Origin of the sequence: Bradyrhizobium sp. CCBAU 11430 (assembly GCF_028128855.1) — a bacterium.
GTDB classification, from domain to species: Bacteria; Pseudomonadota; Alphaproteobacteria; order Rhizobiales; family Xanthobacteraceae; genus Bradyrhizobium; species Bradyrhizobium ottawaense.
In genome coordinates, this window is sequence record NZ_LBJV01000067.1 from 81303 (window position 1) to 99535 (window position 18233).

Genomic DNA, 18233 nt, shown 5'->3' on the forward strand with positions numbered 1-18233 from the left:
GCACAATCCATGCAACTGGCTAGGTTGACGCGGCGGAGCCGGGGCACGATATCTGCCCTGATGCAGACCGCCGTGAAGGGCAGGATATGACCGCGCAAGACAATCACGCCCCCGCCACGCAGGCCGACGGTGTCGTCGACTGGCTGACCAACGGCACGCGCGACGAGCGCTTCATCGACAATATCTTCGCCGACATGTGCATCCGTCTGCAGCAGGCGGGCATTCCGCTGAAGCGGTCGACGCTCCATGTCCTGATCCACCATCCGCAATGGCTTGGCGCCCGGTTCATGTGGTCCGACGGCATGCGCGAGGCGGAGATCGCGCGGGTGGATTATGACGTCCGCGAGCGGTCGGAATTCATCGGCAGCCCCGCCAATGAAATGCAGGACGGCGCGAGCGAGGTGCGCGAGAATCTCGAACGCGATCCCTCGCTCGGCCGCAAGCACGCCCTGTACGACGAGATGCGCGAAATGGGCCTGACCGACTATGTGGCCTGGCCGCTCTACCACACGCTCGGCAAGCGGCATCTCATCACCTTCGCGACCGACCGTCCGGGCGGCTTCGAGGATTCGCATGTCGCCGCGCTCAAGAAGCTCCTGCCGGTGCTGGCGCTGGTCAGTGAGATCCGCATCAAGAACCGGCTGGCGCGCACGCTGCTGGAGACCTATGTCGGCTCCCATGCCGGCCAGCTGATCCTCGCCGGCGCCACCAGGCGCGGCAGCGGCACGACGGTGCGCGCCGCGATCATGATCTGTGACCTCAGGGATTTCACCAAGATCTCCGACAATTGGCCGCGCGACGACGTCATCGATCTGCTCAACGATTATTTCGACGCGATGTCCGAGCCGATCGCGCGGCACGGCGGCGAGATCCTGAAGTTCATCGGCGACGGCCTGCTCGCCATCTTCCCGCTTCAAGAGCCCGATGCCTGCGCGAACCTGCTCCACGCCGTGACCGAGGCTCGTCAGGCCATGACCGCGCTGAACGAGCGGAACAATGCGACCAGCCGCGCGCCGTTGAATTACGGTATTGGCGTCCATGTCGGCGATGTCATGTACGGCAATATCGGCTCGACCAGCCGGCTCGACTTCACCGTGATCGGTCCCGCCGTCAACATGGCCTCCCGCCTCGAAGCCCTTACCAAGCAGCTCGGTCGAACGGTGCTGCTGTCACGCGACTTTGCGGAGCTGGTGGAGCGGAAGTTCGAGCTGGAGCACGTCGGCAAGCACGAGGTGCGCGGCTTCAGCGATCCGATCGAGCTGTTCGCGTATCACGGGTAGGGCGACTGCCTCACCCGGGACGAATTCCCAGCGGCGGCATCTATTTGCGGTTCGTCCAGGGGGCGGAGGTCGAGCCGAGGCCGCCATTCGCCGGACCTGTGAGACCCGGTGCAGGCCCAGGCCCTGGGGTGGCACCCCCGTAACGCCTACGCGGACCAACGATCCTGCTCTTGCTGGTGCGCGTGCTCGTTCAGACGTTCGGCGATCTGGTCCGCAATCTGCTCCGACTCCGCCGAGGCGACGGGCTCGCCCTTGCGTGTCCTGAGCTTGTCCTTGTCGGCCTCGATCGGGAAGTCGTCAGGCTTCAGTCCGTCATCCTTGCTCATGGCGCGCCTCACCGTGTCTGATGTCGGAAGAACACGTCTGAAGGCTGATCGTTGCTTGGACGAGTGAAAACTCTCGACCGACGAATGGACGGGCGGCTCGCGTTTTGGCACTGTCAGCACGATCCCGGTGTCAGGTGCCGCCGACAGTCTTGGGAAGCCCCTATTGCCGATGCAGGATTGTACGAATAGGCTTCCGCCCCGAAGACGCCCAAACGGTCCTTCAAATCGGCCGCACGTTCATGCCCAAATTCCTTCGCATCGGAGTCCTGCAGTCCAACGTATCCGGCTACACGTCGAAGGCGTGGTGCGTTCGGCGCGTCGGCTCGGCGGTGTTCCTGAAGTGGGGTGCCGTTGAGGTGCAGGGCGCCGGTGATGGACGAAGGGTCTACTGGACGCGATTGCCGCAGGAGAAGACAGTTCGCTGCGGCACGACGCAGCGCGCCCAGGACTACGCCAAAGCCGCCATCGCCCGGCGCCGCAGCCACCGCTACGAGCCGCTGGCCGGGCCGATCGCGCTCCGGCGCCGATCCGCCGAGCGGAGCGCGGAACTCAAGCAGGCACTCGCCACCATCCTGATCGTCGATATCGTCCGCTCCACCGAAAAGGCGGCAAAGCTCGGCGATGCGCGTTGGACCAAGGTCATGGGCCACTATTACGCGGCCGTGCGCAAGGAGCTGAAGAGTACGCGTGGCAAGGAAGTGGTGACGACCGGCGACGGCGTGCTGGCGACATTCAAGGCGCCGGCTTCCGGCGTCCGCTGCGCGACCGCGATTCAAAAGGCCGTGCGCACGCTGGGGCTCGACATCAGGGTCGGGCTGCATGCGGGCGAGTACAGTGTGAGCGGGGGCGAGATGGTCGGTCTCGCGTTTCACATCGGCACGCGCGTCGCCGCCAAAGCGCGCGCCGGCGAAGTCCTGGTCTCGAGCGCGGTCAAGGACCTGATGGCGCAGTCGGAGATCCGCTTCAGGGATCACGGCGTGCATCAGCTCAAGGGCGTGCCGGAGCGGTGGCGGCTGTTTCGGGTGGAGGATTGAAGGGATTGAGGCCTATCTGTTCGGATCGGTCCGGTCGCATTTGGGGCATCGTCCGTCCGCGGCGGCGGCGAGTTGGTGGCCGATCTCTTCCCTGAGAGCGTCTGCCTCGAAGGCCGTGCCGTCGCTCCTGAGGATTCGCTTGGCGCGTTCGTAGGCGTGGCTCTCGGCGGCGTCGTCGCCGACGCGAACGATCACCTCATCGTGGAAAGGGCAGACCGTGGTCGCACGGGTGGTTTCGAGCGCGTAGCGTACCACTGCGGTCAGGTCGTCGACGTTGGCGGATATCATGGCTGCTCTCCTGATCGTGGCGGTCCCGATGGTGGCCTGTTTCCGGCGGCGGGGGTACCGTGCGGCCGTGTCGGTCCGGTCAGGCGACAAGGGCGACGTCAATCCGCCCCGGCTTCCTTGGAAGCACCGAGGCCGATCGCGTGTTCTGTCCAGGGCTGCATTCAACCCGCGGCTTTTGCAACCCGCGGCTTTTGCCCTGGTTCCATCGAACCCGTCGGCGCAGCCGCTCGTCCGGAGCCGGCTCCTGGTCGCGGTCGGTCAGTCCCCGTCTTGCGAAGCGGTGCCCGGAGTGCCTAGGAGTCCGGGCTCCGCTTCGTTCGGCACCGGAGCAGGAGCGCGGCCGATGTCATGCAGAGCATAGGCGTGAGCAGGGCCTTTGCATTGACCCATCTCAAACACAGGGAGGGCCCCTAAGGAATCATCCGCAATTTCGCCGGCCGCGGTTCGGGCGCATGAATAACGACATGCAGCGCCAGATTCTCTTCAGGTGCCCGCGCACCGGCATAAACGTCCAGCATCGGATCGATGACGAGCGGCCCGAGAGTTCCGAGCCGGCGGACAGCTATGTGTCCGTGAGGTGCCCGGCCTGCATGTCGCTGCACTTCGTCAACAGCACCACCGGCAAGCTGCTGGGCGAGCGAAGCGCGCAGCCCGCCTCGATGTCGCGTTCCGCCTGATCCGTCCGCGTTGATTGTGCAGCGACGTGGCGGAAGGGCAACCGTCAATGGATCGCCGCGTACATGATGGATTCCTCGGTCGCCTCCAGCGCGGAAAACTCCTCGACGACCTTGCCTTGCCTGCAAACCAGGATGCGGTCCGACAGCGCCATGATCTCGGGCAGGTAGGAGGAGATCACGACCACCGCCTTGCCCTTGTCGGCCAGCGAATTGATCAGCTCGTGAATCTCGACGATGGCTCCGACATCGACGCCCCGCGTCGGTTCGTCGAATATGATCAGGTCCGGATCCTGAATCAGCGATTTGGCGATCACGACCTTCTGCTGGTTGCCGCCGGACAATTCGACGACCTTGGCCTCGTCGCCGATGGCGCGCACCTTGAGCCGTTTGATCCAGGACTTTCCGGTCGCCGTGCTTTCGCGTCGTGACAGCCAGGCGCGTCCCTTGGGAAACTTGGCGAGCAGGCCGAGATAGATGTTGCGCGCAATGGATGCGGTCTCGAAAAATCCTTCGACCTTGCGGTCTTCCGTCACGTAGGCGATGCCGGCCTGCACCGCCGGGGCGGGGACGCGGTAGCGTACCGGCTTGTCCTCGAGGATCACCTCGCCGCCGTGGAAGAAGTCGCGCTTCATGATGCCTGCGACGATCTTGAACGTCTCGGTGCGTCCCGCGCCGACAAGACCGAAGACGCCGGTGATCTGGCCTGCAAACACCGACAGCGAATTATTCTTCACCATCGGCGCCATCTTCAGGTTCTGCACCGTCAGCACCCGCTTGCCCGAGGCGCGGACCGTCGCCTTGCGCGCGCCATAGAGCGTGTTGGAGAGATCCCGCCCCACCATCGCCTGGACGATGCGCGCCCGGTCGAAGCGGGAGGCGTCGTCGGTCACGACATGCCTGCCGTCGCGCAGCACCGTGATGCGGTCGGCGAGCAGCAGCGCCTCTTCAAGGGCATGCGAGATGAAGATGATGGAGACCCCGCGCTTCTTCAGGTCCTTGACCAGGTCGAAGAAGTACTTCTTCTCCTCCGGCGTCAGCGTCGCTGTCGGCTCGTCGAAGATGATCACCTTGGCCTTGTGCAGGACCGCACGTGCGATCTCGACCATCTGCTTCTTGGCCGCTCCTAATCCGCCGACCGTCGCGGTGGGCGTCACGTCGAAGTTGAGCGATTGCAGGAATTGCTGGGCCGCGATGTAGATGCCGCGCAGGCGATTGTAGAACTTCTCCTGACCGAGAAACAGGTTCTGCGCCACCGTCATCGTCGGCACCAGGCTGTTCTCCTGGAACACCATGGCGATGCCGAGGTTGCGCGCCTCCAGCGGAGTCCTCGGAGTGACGTCGACGCCGTCGACAATCATGCCGCCGGACGTCAGCGTCACGACGCCGGCCATGACCTTGGTCAGCGTCGATTTTCCCGCGCCGTTTTCGCCGACGAGGGCGTGGATTTCGCCGCGCCGAAGCTCGAAATCGACGCCGTCGATGGCGGGCACGCCGGCGTAGAGCTTGGTCGCCTTCGACAGCGACAGGACGAGGTCGTTCATGCGCGGGCCTCCTCGCCGAGGGATGCCAGCGGCAGCTTGATGACGCGCCCGGGGCCCTTGGCAATCATCACGAGGTCGTTGCCGACTTCGACGGCGGACACGATGCCGTGGTTGACGCCGTCGGCCCGGCTGTGGAGCGAGTAGCGTGGAAAGCCGTCGGCTCCGAGCCGGATGACGAGACCATACGACCGCGGCGGCGCCCAGGGCTTCATCACGCCCATGGTCTTGATGTGGGCGCCCTGCAGCGGCTCCTTGAAGGAGTGGCCCGAGCGCAGACGCGGCGCCACCCAGAACTCCGGGTCGATCTCCGCGATCATGCGGCGGCGATAGGCGGGCTCGCGGAGCACGAACTCGACCAGCTGGGTGCGCGCGGTGAACGCGGTGAGCCAGAAGCCGCCGCCGCTCGCCGGCGAAAGCCGGGACGGGTAGACGGGGAGGTGACGCAGCAGATCCTTGCGGCTTCCGTCCAGTGCGATCGAGACCAGGCGATGCCGCCAGCTTTCGCTGACGAGTACGGCGCCGTTGCTTGTGATGGCGCCGAAAGCGTAGCCCAATCCGCCGGCAAGCTCGCTGATCGCGCCCGTCTTCGGATCGAGCCGCAGCAGCCGGCCGGTCCTGCCGAGCTCCATCAGATCGCGCGCCCAGTCGCCGACATCGTGCAACGACGATCCATCGGTTGCGATCAACGTCCCGTCGGCCGCGGGCGCCAGCGCATTGACGGCGTGCAGCCCCTGCGTAAAGGCGGCCCTGGGTGTCTCGGCCGTGGCGTTGTCGTAGAGCCGGACCTCCATGCCGCCGAGCGCGACGGCAAGGCCACCACCGGGCAAGGACGCCAGCGCGGAGATCGGCTGCTCGAAGCTGCGAACCGTCGTTGTAGAGTTTCCGGTCAAACGCGTCAGCCGCGCGCCATCGGCGATGAGCAGCGAGGTGCCGTCCGGGGCGAGATCCTCCGGCGCGTCGCATTCGAGCAGGATCTCCGCCTGCTCGAGCGCCTGGTTGGGCTTCAACGCCCCGTCGAACGACGGCACGGTGATAGCCGCCTCGCCGCGGCCGAGGAAGCGGTTGGCGAATTCTCTGATAGCGACCATCACGACGGCTTCCCCCAGCGCTTGTCGTACTGAACGAAGTCGGGATCGGCATTGTCGAGCTTGAAGCGGCCGATCCGGTTGTTGGCGATGCCGCCGAGATAGAGATAGCCGCGATGCTCCCGCATCGAGGTGATCATGGGGTGGTTGAGGCCCTTGAGGTCCCAGAACGATTCCAGGATCTTGCCCTGCTCGTTGAACTTGACGACGCAGCCGGTGTTAATGTTCGGAAACAGCCATTCGTCGACCGGCACGCGCTTGGCCATGCGCCGGCGGAAGCCCGGCATCTTCCAGGCGAGATCCAGTGACGGACTGCGCATGCCGACCAGCGCCAGCCAGTAATTGCCGTCCGAGGCAAGGTTGATGTTGTCGGGATAGCCCGGCAGATTGTCCATGACGGTCTCGACGTCGCCCTTCTTGGGACCTGCGAACCAATAGCGCTTGATCGAGCAACCGAACGTTTCCGCGAACAGGATGGATTGCCCGTCGCTGGCGACTGCGACGCCGTTCGGGAATTTGAGGCCACGTAGCGCGGTGTGGGTGGTGCCGGTCTTGGTGTCGTAGCAGATGATGCGGCCGTTGCCGCGCGCTTCCAGCCCGTCGACTGGCCATTCGTCCATCTCGTAGCGGACGGTGGCTTCGGAGAAGAAGATCAACCCGTCGTCTGTGATGTCGAGATCATCGGCAAGCCGGAGACGGCTGTCGTCGTTCACGGAGTAGATGCTGCGGTTGGTCTCGTCGGTGGCTTTCTCCACGGTGCCGTCCGGCTTGATGCGATAGAGGCCCATGCCGCCGATGCAGACATAAAGGTTGTCCTCTTTGTCGAACGCCATGCCGAGCGGCTGGCCGCCGATATGTGCGAACACTTCCATCCGCTCGTAGTCCGGCGGGAAGAAGCGGATGATGTCGCCGTGCCGCGATCCCGCGTAGAGCACGTCGTTGCGGTCGAGAATGACGTCCTCTGGCGCCTCGATCCGGCCGAGCCCGATCAGCGAGACGTCACGCAGCTTGTCGTTCTGCTCGAACGGCCCACCGCTGCCGATCTCGGTCGGCGGCGGTGGCGGCAGCGCGTGATAGGTCGGGGCGACATAGACCTTGCTGATGATGCGGGTGCGATTCTTCTGCCAACGGATGTCGACCATCGCCGCCGCCAGCAGGATCGTTGCCAGCGCCATGCGGTTGACGCCGCCGCGCGCATTCATGGCGGTCAGGCCGTTGGTGACGAGCAGGACGACGAGCACGCCGACCATGGATTTGACGACCGACCCCTTGCCGCCGCCGAGCGTGATGCCGCCGAGCACGGTTGCCGTCAGCACGATCACCTCGAGACCGACGCCGATATCGCCGCCGACCGTGCCGAGCCGGGCCGCGAAGAACAGCGCGCCGATGCTGGTGAGCACGCCGCTCGCGACGTAGCAGAGCGCGATGGTGCGGCGGACCGGAATGCCGGAATTGTAGGCCGAGCGCCGCGAGCCGCCGATCGCGGTGATGTGCCAGCCCGGCCGCAGCCGCGTCAGGAAGACGTGGCCGAAGATCGCGATGACGATGTAGACCAGCGCGACGCTGGGAATGCCGAAAACGCTGCCGCCGCCGATGAAATCCCAGGACGGAATGTCCGGGAAAGCCGACGCGATGGCGTTGGAATAGCGCTGGATCAGCAGATCGTAGGCCGAGCGATAGATGATCAGCGTGATCAGCGTGGTGATGAAGGCGCGCAGCCTGAGATAGCCGATCAGCACGCCGTTGACGGCGCCGAGCAGCCCGCCGACGATCATGGTGACGACCACCACGGCGGGGACAGGCCAGTTGAGCACGTCGAGCAGATAGAGCGCGCAGAAATCCGTCAGGGCGAAGATCGAGCCGACCGAGAGATCAATGCCGCCGACGATGACGACCAGCGCCATGCCGAGACCGATGAAGCCGATTTCGCCGGCCTGCCGTGCCGTGTCGGCGAGGCTCGATGGGGACAGGAAATGCTCGAGCGAGCGGCTGAGCGCGAAGCCGACGATCAGCAGCAGGATCACCGGGATGGCGGTTTCGGTCCAGCGTTTGGACAGGATCTCGCCGAGGAGATGGTCCGGCCAGTAGCGATATCGGAGCCTCGTCAGTGTCTCGCGCATCTGCCTTCCGCTGATTCCATGAGCAAGGTTGCGCGTTCCGCACCCGGAGCGACGGAACGCGCAGCTTTAGTGTGCGATCACTTCTTGAGATCGGAGAGATTCCAGCACGCCGTCTGGGTGTCGGCGTTTTCTTTCGTGATCGGGATCAGCGTTGTGTATTCGGACCCCTTGACCGAACCCGGCTTGGCGCCCGACGACAACAGCCATTTGATCGTGCCGGCCATCTGCGCGGCCTGCGTCGGGACGTCGTAGCTCATGTTGAGATCGAACGAGCCGTTCTTCACGAGCTCGCACGCCCCCTTGCGCTCGCCGCCGCCTGAGGTCGCCAGGAACACCTTGCCGGTCAGGCCGGCTTCCTTGATCGCGGCGGCGGTGCCGATGTCCATGCCGTCCCAGAAGCCGACGATGCCGCAGAGATCGGGATTCTGCTTCAGCACCGTCTGGGTGATCGCCTTGGCCTTGGCGGCATCCCAATCGGCGGCCTGGCTGGAGACGACCTTGATCTCGGGATGCTTGGCGAGGATGTTCTCGACGCCCTTGAGCGTGTAGGCGCTGGCCGCCGCCGAGAGCGCGCCCTGGATGATGGCGATCTTGTTCGATTTGCCCTGGCAGGCCTTCACCACGCCTTCGGTCTGGCGCTCGCCGATCTCGATCCAGTTGGCACCGACGAAGGCCGAGCTGCGATAGGCCGAGCCCATGTTGATCTGGATGACGTAGATGCCTTCGTTCTCGGCGCGCTGCAGCAGCTTGGCGTAGGTCTGGACGTCGGGATTGTGGATCACCATCACCGCCGGCTTCTCCGAGATCAGCGAGGTGACGGCTTGCGCGCCGGCGTTCGTATTCCAGTTGGGATCGCGAATCACGAACTTGACGCCGAACGGCTCGAGCTCCTTCTTGAGGCCGGCGTACCAGCCTTCGGTCAGGTCGAAGTTCATCGCCACCGGCACGTAGGCGACCGTCTTGCCGGCGAGCGCTTCCCGGAATGGCTTCTGGAACGGCTCGTCGAGGCCCTGCTGGGCAAGGGCCGGAGCGGCGCCGGCTGAAAGCGCCAATGCGGCGATGCTTCCAAGCGCGAATTTATGAACGCAGGCCATTGTCTTCCTCCTTGTTGGATACGCGTTTTTTTCAGGCAGATCAGATGTCGCCCTGTTGGGCCGTTTCTTCGTTTCGTGGGTTGAGCAGCGTGTCCGTGATGACCGCGACCAGGAGCACGAGGCCCTTGATGAGGTTCTGACCGGCATAGGGGACGTTGAGGATCGTCATTCCGTTCAGCATCGTTCCGATCAGGAGCGTGCCGATGATGACGTTGACGACCCCGCCGCGTCCGCCCGACAGGCCGATGCCCCCGAGCACGACGACAAGGATGACGTCGTAGATCAGCGTCGAATTGAAGATCCGGGTCGGCATGGAGTTGACGGACGCCGCCAGCACGAGGCCGGCAAAGCAGCCGATCAGCGCCGCAAGGACGTATTGCAGCACGATGATGGGCCGCGACGGGATGCCGGTGACGCGCGCGGCGAACGGGTTGTCGCCGATCGCGTAGATGTAGGCGCCCCAGCGCGTCTTGCGCAGCAGGATGAAAACCACGACGCAGGCGATCGCGAACATGACGATCGAGGTGGGGATGCCGAGGATGCTGCCCTGGCCGAGCCGCTCGAACCCGGCCATGCCGTCGCTCCATTGCACGACGTCGAGCTGGAAGAGGGCGGCCTGGCCGAGACCGGCGACGAACAGGCCGGTCGCCAGCGTCGCGAACAAGGGCGGCACTTCCGCATAGGCGATGAGCCAGCCGTTGACGAGCCCGATCGCGATCGACAGCAGGCCGGCGGTGAGCAGCGAGGCCGGCAGCGAATGCCCATTCTGCACCATCTGCAGCACGAGGCCGCCGGGGACCGCGAGTGCGGCGATCAGCGACAGGTCGATGCCGCGGCCGATCACGACGATTGCCATGGCGAGGCCAAGGATGCCGAGCACCGCCACGTTCTGCAGCAATGTCAGCATGTTGTCGGCGGAGAGAAAGCCGCTGAGGAAGACCGAGAAGGTCAGGAAAAGTGCAGCGAAGACCGCAAACACGATCTCCTGTTGGCTGATCCGAACGCGCTTCATCGCTTGCCATCCCTGGGATCGGCATCGCGCGCGCGGGATCGCCGTCTCGGCGCGCGCTTGCCTCCCCCCGTCCCAAGATTTGTTTTGCGCTTGATAAGCGAGGAGCCTCAAGGCGGCTTGCTTGAACGCGCAAACCTTTTGCGTTGGCGCGCAAAGAGTCTTGCGCGAAGCTGACAGGAACCTAAGATCGGCCGGCAGCTTTTGTGCGCTGCACAGCCAGACCTCGCTGCAACGGGCCACCATGGATCTCGTGTTTACGACCGAGGAGCTAGACCCCGCCAAGCGCTTCGCAGCTTGGCAAGATGCGATCTGCGACCACTATGTTCATGTCGACGTGAACGCGGTAAAGCCGGCCGACTACCAGGGCTTTATCCGCGAGGCGCAATTTGGCTCGGTCACGATGAGCGACGTCTTCCTGTCGGAGCAGCGGATATCGCGGCGCGACCGGCACATCGCAAAGCTCGACAAGGATTGTTACTACGTCCAGTTTCTGCAACAGGGCAGCATGGACGTGCTCCAGGCCGGCCAGACCCTGGTGACCAGCCCGGGCGTTGGTGCGATCTTCTCGGCCTCCGACGCCTACGATCTCGAATGCTCGAACCAATTCCGGTCATTGTATCTGGAGATTCCGCGCAAGGAATTTTCATCGCGCTTCGCCGAAGGAAAGATGCCGTCGGCGGCGACAATTGCGACGGGGCGGGGTCTGGGCCGGATCGCCGCCGAATTCTGCGCGCTGCTGGCATCGGAGGCCTCGAGCCTGGAGGAGACGGCGCGAACCCGGCTTGGTCATGAGTTGATGGACGTGCTGGCGCTCGCGCTGGACATGGGCGACAAGGACGAGTTCTCGGAAGACGCGACGGCGCGGAACGCGCGCCTGCGCTCGGTCAAGGGCTGGATCGAGGAGCATCTGACCGATCCGGATCTGTCGCTGGAGAAGATTGCCAGGAACAACGGCGTCTCGCTCCGGCATCTGCATTACCTGTTTCGTTCGACCGAGATGTCGGTGTCCGAATGGATCCTGAACCGCCGCCTGCAGCGTTGCTACGACGCGCTGATGCGCCCGGAGCTGCGCGCGCTGTCGGTGACCGAGATCGCCTATCGCCTCGGCTTCAGCAGCTCGTCGCACTTCAGCACGGTGTTTCGCAGGAAGTTCGGCCACAGCCCGTCCGAGCTGCGCCGGCGGCAGATGACGTCGATCGAATAGGAGGATCGCGCGCCGAGCCGCCGGCGATGGCGTTCGGCGGCAACGAGCCCCTGCAGACCGGCCCGCGCGTCCTATTTCTCGACGGCGCCCGTCCAGTCCTTGAAGCCGCCGAGGTTGTAGACCTTCTCGTAGCCCAAATCCTTCAGCAACTTGCCGGCCAGCGCCGACCGGCCGCCGGACGCGCAGTAGAGAATGACGCTCTTGCTCTTGTCGAACGCCTTGTCGTGGGAAGGCAACTCCGGATCCGCGCGAAACTCCAGCATCCCCCGCGAGACATTCACGGCCCCTGCGATCTTGCCACTGGCCGCCACCTCCGGCGCATCGCGAACGTCGACGACCAGCGTGTTGCCGCTCTTGATCATGTCAGTGGCCTGTTCCGACGTAATCTTGGGCACCGCCGCGTTGGCGGCTTCGAGCATTTGCTTGACGCTGGTTGGCATGGGTTGTCTCCGTTGGTGGCCTAGGGGGGAGGATAGCATATTGGCCGCACTTCGCCTCCTTCTGTTGGAGGAGCGTGCTCTGCTTGATCATGCACTCATTCCGCGGCCAATATCGCCCGAGCCAGCTCCGACGGATTCTCGACAGCCGAGAAGTGGCCGGTATTCCTGAGCGTCACCACCTGCGAGTTGGGAATGAGAGACCGTGTGCGCTCGCGCTCGTCGGGCCGAGACCAATCGCTGTCGCCATAGATGAGCGTCACCGGCGCCGAGATCTGCCGATAGTAGTCGCGGGCCGTGCTCCAGGATCGCCAGCCCGCCAACACCTTGCGTGCGGCCCGCTTGTATCCCGGGCGGTGGGCCACCTTGTCGAACTCGGCGAGCAGATCGGCCGGCAGCTTGCGCGGGTCGTGGTATCCACCACCCATGATCTTGCCGAGAACGATCTTGTTTTCGAGCGACGCGTTGATCGCCCCGAGCACCGGGATCTGCAGACTTCCGATAATGAAGTTCGCGAGCCAATTGCCCCGTCGAATTCCGTCCCCATAGCGAGTTTCGTAGTCGTAGGGGTTGATTGCATAGACCCGCTTTACGCGGTGTGGGAGGGAGGCCGCCACCGTGAGGACCAATGCGCCCCCGATCGACTCGCCGACGAGCGTTATATCCGAGAGGTCTAGCGCCTCAATGAAGCGGATGACCGCCTGCCTGAAATAGGGCTCGTTGAAGCTCGCGCCCGGATCGATCGGTGAGTGTCCGTGGCCGGGCAGATCGATGGCGTACACCGTGTGCGACCGGGCGAGGAGAGGCGCGAGGCTGCGGAAATACTCGAGCTGCGTCCGGATCGTATGGACGAGGAGTAGCGGAGGCCCGCTGCCGGTCTTGTGAAAACGCACACTGAGCCTCTCCGATAATTTGAGCAAACTCGGCCCGGCTTCGCTCACGTCAAGCATCCGATCTCTCCAAGTTTCGAGGGGGCGGTCGTTCAAGCGGCGGCGGCTTCACGGACCAGCGCGGCTGCGGCATCCAGAAGGGCTCGTGCGAGGTCGGTGTCGTTGACCGCGCGCGCCAGCGTCACGGCGCCGACCATCGTCGCGAGAATGGCCATGGCCTTGTCTCTGGACCCCTGGTCGCCGTCCTTGGCGATGAAGCGGCCGAGCACGTCGAGATGGGCCTTGATGCCCGCTTCGAACTCGGCCTTGACGTCGGGACCCTGCCGGGCGGCGTCCGCGCCGAGGGCCACGATCGGACAGCCGTCCATTCTCTCTTCGCGATGATCTGCACTGAGATAGAATCCGATCACTGCGCTGAGCGGATCGTCAGGATTGCGCGCGGCCGCGTCCGACCATCGGCCGGAAGCGCTCTCCAACGCGCGCTTGGATGCCTCGACCGCCAAGTCCTCCTTGGACGCGAACTGCTTGTAGAAGGCGCCCTGGGTGAGCCCGGCCCCCTCCATCAGATCCTTGAGGCCAATGCCGTCAAAGCCGCGATCCCTGAAGAGGCGACTTGCCACATTGATCACGGTTTGGCGGTTCTCCGCGGCTTGAACGCGACTGACGCGCATCGTTCTCCTCCATTTGGATTTCAGTCGAAATCTATGTCCAATATAGATGTCGAATGACATCTATCAAGTGGGCAGTTGCAGCTGGACCGGTGATTTCCTGAGATCACGTTCCCGTCAGGTCGCCAAATTTAGATTGTGGTCGACCTCTAATTCGATATAGAGTTCGAACGAAATCTAAATCGCACAGGAGACTGTCATGAAAAGGGGAACTGCCGTTTTGGCCGGTATTATGATCCCGGCGGGGGTGGCCACATTCGTCAGTCTCGGCATTTTCACCCCAAAGGCCTCTGCCGTGAGCGACCCGAGGCAGGAGCCGCCGATGGTCAGCTTGGTGAAGGCCGCGCGGGTGAACGGCTCCGAGCGCGGGTTCACAGGCACCATCGGCGCGCGGGTGGAGAGCAATCTCGGCTTTCGCGTCGCCGGCAAGATCGTCGAGCGGCTGGTGAATGTCGGCGAGCAGGTCAAAGCCGGGCAGCCTCTCATGCGGATCGACGAGACCGACCTCCGCCTTGCGCTTGCGGCGAAGCGTAACGCCGTGGCCGCGGCTCGCGCGGTAGTCGTGCAGACGGATGCCGATGAGCGGCGATATGCCAACCTGGTCAACGACGGATGGACGTCCAAGCAGCGCTACGAGCAGGCGAAGGCCGCCTCGGATACAGCCAAGGCGCAGCTCGCCGCGGCCGAAGCCGAGGCAGGGGTCGCCGAGAACCAGGCGACCTATTCCATCCTGGTGGCAGACGCGGACGGCACGGTCACCCAAACGCTTGGCGAGCCCGGCCAAGTGGTCTCGGCCGGCCAGGCGGTCGTTCGGCTTGCGCAGTCCGGGCCTCGCGAAGCCGTGGTGGCGCTTCCCGAAACGATCCGGCCGGCGATCGGCTCGTTCGCCGAGGCCAGCCTGTATGGAAGCGATGGACGCCGCTACGCGGCGCATCTGCGCCAATTGTCGAACTCTGCCGACGCGCAGACCCGGACTTACGAGGCCCGCTACGTGCTCGGCGGCGAGGCGGCGGCAGCACCGCTCGGCGCGACAGTCACCATTCGGCTCGCAAGCCAGGACAGTCAGCCGGAAGTCCAGGTGCCGCTGGGCGCCGTGCTCGATGACGGCAGGACAACGGGCGTCTGGGTGTTCGACAGCGGCAGCTCGACCGTACACTTTCGCCCCATCAAGCTTCTGCGCGTGACCAGCGAAGCGGCCATTATCTCTGGATCAAGCTCAGCTGATCCCATTGTTTCGCTCGGCGCTCACCTCCTGCACGAGGGCGCTCGCGTCAGGACCGCCTCCGACGGCGGGAGCAAATGATGAGCTTCAATCTCTCCGCGGTCGCCGTTCGCGAGCGGGCCGTCACCCTGTTCTTTATCATTCTGCTGGCGGCAGCAGGCGCCTACGCCTTCTTCATGCTCGGGCGGGCCGAGGACCCGTCCTTCACCATCAAGACCCTGACGGTCACGACGGTGTGGCCGGGTGCGACGGCACGCGAGATGCAGGACCAGGTCGCCGAACCCCTGGAGAAGCGGATTCAGGAGCTGACCTGGTACGACCGGGTGGAGACGACGACGCGGCCGGGTTATGCGTACATGACGGTGACGCTGAAGGACAGCACGCCGCCATCGAGCGTCCAGGAAGAGTTTTATCAGGCTCGCAAGAAGCTCGGAGATGAAGCCCGCAAGCTGCCGGCCGGCGTGCTCGGCCCCTTCGTCAACGATGAATATTCGGACGTGAGCTTCGCGCTCTACGCCCTCAAGGCGAAGGGCATGCCGATGCGTGAGCTCGCCAGGAAGGCGGAGGTGATCCGCCAGGACCTGCTGCATGTGCCCGGCGTCAAGAAGATCAATATCTTCGGCGAACGTCCCGAGCAGATCTTCGTGGAGTTTTCCTATCCCAAGCTGGCAACGCTCGGCGTGTCGGCACAGGATATCGTTGCCGCCTTGCAGCGGCAGAATACGGTGACCCCGGCAGGTTCGATCGACACGAGCGGGCCACAGGTCTTCATCCGGGTCGACGGCGGTTACGACAGCGTGCAGGCGATCGCCGACACGCCGATCGTCGCTGCGGGACGAACCTTGAAGCTGTCCGACATCGCCGAGGTTCGTCGCGGCTACGAGGATCCTCCCACCTACATCATCCGGCACCAGGGCGAGCCCACGATCATGCTCGCGGCAGTGATGCAGGAGGGCTGGAACGGTCTGGCGCTCGGCAAGGCGTTGGAAGAGAGGTCCGCAGCCCTGGCGCGGACACTGCCGCTCGGGATGACGCTCGACAAGGTGACCGATCAGGCCGTGAACATCACCTCCGCGGTCGACGAGTTCATGATCAAATTCGCAATGGCGCTCGCTGTGGTGCTGCTGGTCAGCCTGCTCAGCCTCGGCTGGCGCGTGGGAATCGTCGTGGCCGCCGCAGTCCCTCTGACGCTGGCCGTCGTGTTTCTCATCATGCTGGAAACGGGCCGATTCTTCGATCGCATCACGCTCGGTGCTCTCATCCTCGCGCTTGGCCTGCTCGTGGACGATGCCATCATCGCCATCGAGGTGATGGTGGTGAAAATGGAAGAGGGGATGGACCGCCTCAGTGCGGCGGCCTACGCATGGAGCCACACTGCGGCGCCGATGCTCTCGGGCACACTCGTGACGATCGCGGGGTTCCTGCCGGTGGGGTTCGCGCGCTCGACCGCCGGCGAATATGCCGGCAACATCTTCTGGGTCGTCGGGTTCGCTCTCATCGTCTCCTGGATCGTCGCGGTGATCTTCACGCCTTACCTTGGTGTCAAGATGCTGCCCGCGATCAAGCCTATCGAGGGCGGCCACCACGCGATCTACGACACGCCGAACTACCGGCGCTTGCGGCGGGTCATCACCTCGGCCGTGCGCCACAAGTTCCTGACCTGCAGCCTCGTCGTGATCGCTTTCGCGCTGTCCGGCCTCGGCATGGGCGCGGTCAAGCAGCAGTTTTTCCCGACGTCGGATCGCCCCGAGGTTCTCGTGGAGGTTCGCCTGCCGGAAGGCACCAGCATCGAGACGACGACCGCCGCCGTCGAGAAGCTCGAACGCTGGCTGCATGATCAACCCGAGGCGAAGATCGTGACCAGCTATGTCGGTCAGGGCGCGCCCCGCTTCTTCTTCGCGATGGCGCCGGAGCTCCCCGATCCGGCCTTTGCCAAGATCGTCGTGCTGACGCCAGACGCCGAGGCGCGCGAGGCTTTGAAGCAGCGGCTCCGGGAGGCGGTATCACACGGCCTTGCCCGGGAAGCGCGTGTGCGCGTCACCCAGCTCGTCTTCGGACCCTACACGCCGTTCCCGGTGGAGTTTCGGGTGATGGGCCCCGATCCCGCGAAATTGTACGCGCTCTCTGAAAAAGCCGTCGAGGTCATGCGGGGCGTTCCCGACGTGCGACAAGCCAATCGGGATTGGGGCAATCGCACACCCGTGCTCCGCTTCATTCCAGATCAGGATCGGCTGAACCTCATCGGCCTCTCGCCGGCGGAAGTCGGGCGGCAGCTCCAGTTCCTCCTCACTGGCATCGCCGTCACGCAGGTCCGCGAGGACATTCGCAATGTCCCGATCGTGGCGCGCAGCGCCGGCGGTGAGCGGCTGGATCCGACACGGTTGGCCGACTTCTCACTGACGAGCCGAGACGGCCGTCTGATTCCGCTCGACCAGATCGGCCATTCGGAAGTCCAGCTCGAAGAGCCGATCCTGAAGCGCCGCGATCGCACGCCGGTCGTCACGATTCGTTCGGACATCAATGAGGCGACGCAGCCTCCCGAGGTCTCCAAGGACATCGTGAAAGCCCTCCAGCCGCTGATCGCATCGCTTCCGGCCGGCTATCGCATCGAGACCGGCGGCTCGATCGAGGAGGCCACGAAGGCCAATGACGCGCTCGCGACCGTCTTTCCCGCCATGATCGCCGCAACGCTGATCGTCATCATGCTTCAGGTCAGATCATTCTCGATGATGGCCCTCGTCATGCTGACAGCACCGCTTGGTCTCGTCGGCGTCGTGCCTGCGTTGCTGATCTTCAACCAGCCCTTCGGATTCAACGCGATTCTGGGACTGATCGGACTGGCCGGGATACTGATGCGCAATACCCTGATCCTGACCGAACAGATCAAGGAGAACCGCGCGGCGGGCCTCGACGACTACCACGCCGTCATCGAAGCCACGGTGCAACGCACGAGGCCCGTGATCCTGACCGCACTTGCGGCCGTACTCGCGTTCATCCCCCTCACACACTCCGTCTTCTGGGGATCGATGGCCTATACCTTGATCGGCGGCACGGCAGTCGGCACGGTGTTGATCCTGCTCTTCCTTCCTGCGCTGTATGCCGCGTGGTTCCGCATCAAGCCGACTGCGGATGAGATCCCTGTGAGCGCGACGGACAAACCGGAGTTGCGAACAGCAATGGCTGCCGAGTAGGGCTATCTCTGATCAGCCGGCGGCGCGGCAGCCTTCACTCGCTTCGCTCTTGATGTGTGGCGCTGGCTTGCCGGGCCGAAGCTCGCGGCCGAAGTCCGTCTTCGCGTCCGCTTTGCTCCAGCTACGCCGGACCGTTCGCCCTTCGGTCGTTGCGTGGCTGTGCC

16 protein-coding genes are annotated in these 18233 nt (G+C 64.4%); 6 read left to right on the forward strand and 10 right to left on the reverse strand.

Features of this window, described 5'->3' with window-relative positions; all coding sequences use genetic code 11:
• Positions 1–86 precede the first annotated feature (86 nt).
• A complete protein-coding gene (locus XI04_RS26565) occupies positions 87–1280 on the forward strand; it encodes an adenylate/guanylate cyclase domain-containing protein (protein ID WP_271608381.1) in 1194 nt (397 codons plus the stop codon).
• Between the two features lie 146 nt (positions 1281–1426).
• Here the strand turns inward: XI04_RS26565 and XI04_RS26570 are convergent, their stop codons facing one another.
• Positions 1427–1606, reverse strand: a complete 180-nt coding sequence (locus XI04_RS26570; protein WP_038949715.1) for a hypothetical protein — start codon at positions 1604–1606, stop codon at positions 1427–1429.
• Between the two features lie 239 nt (positions 1607–1845).
• Here XI04_RS26570 and XI04_RS26575 point away from each other — a divergent pair, with 239 nt between their 5' ends.
• Positions 1846–2640, forward strand: a complete 795-nt coding sequence (locus tag XI04_RS26575) for an adenylate/guanylate cyclase domain-containing protein (RefSeq protein WP_028142246.1) — start codon at positions 1846–1848, stop codon at positions 2638–2640.
• A 12-nt stretch (positions 2641–2652) separates the two neighbouring features.
• Here XI04_RS26575 and XI04_RS26580 read toward each other — a convergent pair whose 3' ends face one another.
• Positions 2653–2928, reverse strand: coding sequence for a hypothetical protein (locus XI04_RS26580; RefSeq protein ID WP_028142247.1), 276 nt, complete (start codon positions 2926–2928; stop codon positions 2653–2655).
• A gap of 452 nt (positions 2929–3380) precedes the next feature.
• Between XI04_RS26580 and XI04_RS26585 the strand changes: the two genes are divergently transcribed.
• Complete coding sequence (locus XI04_RS26585) at positions 3381–3605, forward strand: hypothetical protein (RefSeq protein ID WP_240536433.1); 225 nt, start codon at positions 3381–3383, stop codon at positions 3603–3605.
• 44 nt (positions 3606–3649) lie between these two features.
• Here XI04_RS26585 and XI04_RS26590 read toward each other — a convergent pair whose 3' ends face one another.
• The 5 genes from XI04_RS26590 to XI04_RS26610 form a co-directional block, all read right to left on the reverse strand.
• Positions 3650–5146: a sugar ABC transporter ATP-binding protein gene (locus XI04_RS26590; RefSeq protein ID WP_271608382.1), complete on the reverse strand. Its 1497-nt coding sequence runs from the start codon at positions 5144–5146 to the stop codon at positions 3650–3652.
• On the reverse strand, positions 5143–6237 hold the full coding sequence (locus XI04_RS26595) for a hypothetical protein (protein ID WP_271608383.1): 1095 nt from the start codon (positions 6235–6237) through the stop codon (positions 5143–5145). The genes XI04_RS26590 and XI04_RS26595 overlap by 4 nt, the downstream gene beginning before the upstream one ends.
• Complete coding sequence (locus XI04_RS26600) at positions 6234–8351, reverse strand: ABC transporter permease (protein WP_271623802.1); 2118 nt, start codon at positions 8349–8351, stop codon at positions 6234–6236. The genes XI04_RS26595 and XI04_RS26600 overlap by 4 nt, the downstream gene beginning before the upstream one ends.
• 77 nt (positions 8352–8428) lie before the next feature.
• Positions 8429–9445 carry a sugar ABC transporter substrate-binding protein gene (locus tag XI04_RS26605; protein WP_028142252.1) on the reverse strand — a complete coding sequence of 339 codons (1017 nt, stop codon included), beginning with the start codon at positions 9443–9445 and terminating at the stop codon, positions 8429–8431.
• A gap of 40 nt (positions 9446–9485) precedes the next feature.
• Positions 9486–10457 (reverse strand): ABC transporter permease, encoded by a 972-nt coding sequence (locus XI04_RS26610; RefSeq protein WP_271608385.1) that lies wholly within the window; start codon positions 10455–10457, stop codon positions 9486–9488.
• 241 nt (positions 10458–10698) lie between these two features.
• On the opposite strand from XI04_RS26610, the gene XI04_RS26615 reads away from it, so the two are divergent.
• Positions 10699–11661: a helix-turn-helix domain-containing protein gene (locus XI04_RS26615; protein WP_271608386.1), complete on the forward strand. Its 963-nt coding sequence runs from the start codon at positions 10699–10701 to the stop codon at positions 11659–11661.
• A 71-nt stretch (positions 11662–11732) separates the two neighbouring features.
• Here XI04_RS26615 and XI04_RS26620 read toward each other — a convergent pair whose 3' ends face one another.
• From XI04_RS26620 to XI04_RS26630, 3 genes are all read right to left on the reverse strand, one after another.
• Entirely contained in the window at positions 11733–12101 is a 369-nt protein-coding gene (locus XI04_RS26620) for a rhodanese-like domain-containing protein (protein WP_028142255.1), read from the reverse strand.
• A 95-nt stretch (positions 12102–12196) separates the two neighbouring features.
• Positions 12197–13048 (reverse strand): alpha/beta fold hydrolase, encoded by an 852-nt coding sequence (locus XI04_RS26625; protein ID WP_028142256.1) that lies wholly within the window; start codon positions 13046–13048, stop codon positions 12197–12199.
• 32 nt (positions 13049–13080) lie between these two features.
• The gene (locus XI04_RS26630) at positions 13081–13659 is read right to left on the reverse strand and encodes a TetR/AcrR family transcriptional regulator (protein WP_028142257.1); all 579 of its coding nucleotides are present in this window, start codon (positions 13657–13659) and stop codon (positions 13081–13083) included.
• Positions 13660–13855: 196 nt separating this feature from the next.
• On the opposite strand from XI04_RS26630, the gene XI04_RS26635 reads away from it, so the two are divergent.
• Positions 13856–14959 carry an efflux RND transporter periplasmic adaptor subunit gene (locus XI04_RS26635; protein ID WP_038949707.1) on the forward strand — a complete coding sequence of 368 codons (1104 nt, stop codon included), beginning with the start codon at positions 13856–13858 and terminating at the stop codon, positions 14957–14959.
• Positions 14959–18069, forward strand: coding sequence for an efflux RND transporter permease subunit (locus XI04_RS26640; RefSeq protein ID WP_028142259.1), 3111 nt, complete (start codon positions 14959–14961; stop codon positions 18067–18069). The genes XI04_RS26635 and XI04_RS26640 overlap by 1 nt, the downstream gene beginning before the upstream one ends.
• The last annotated feature ends 164 nt before the right edge of the window (positions 18070–18233 follow it).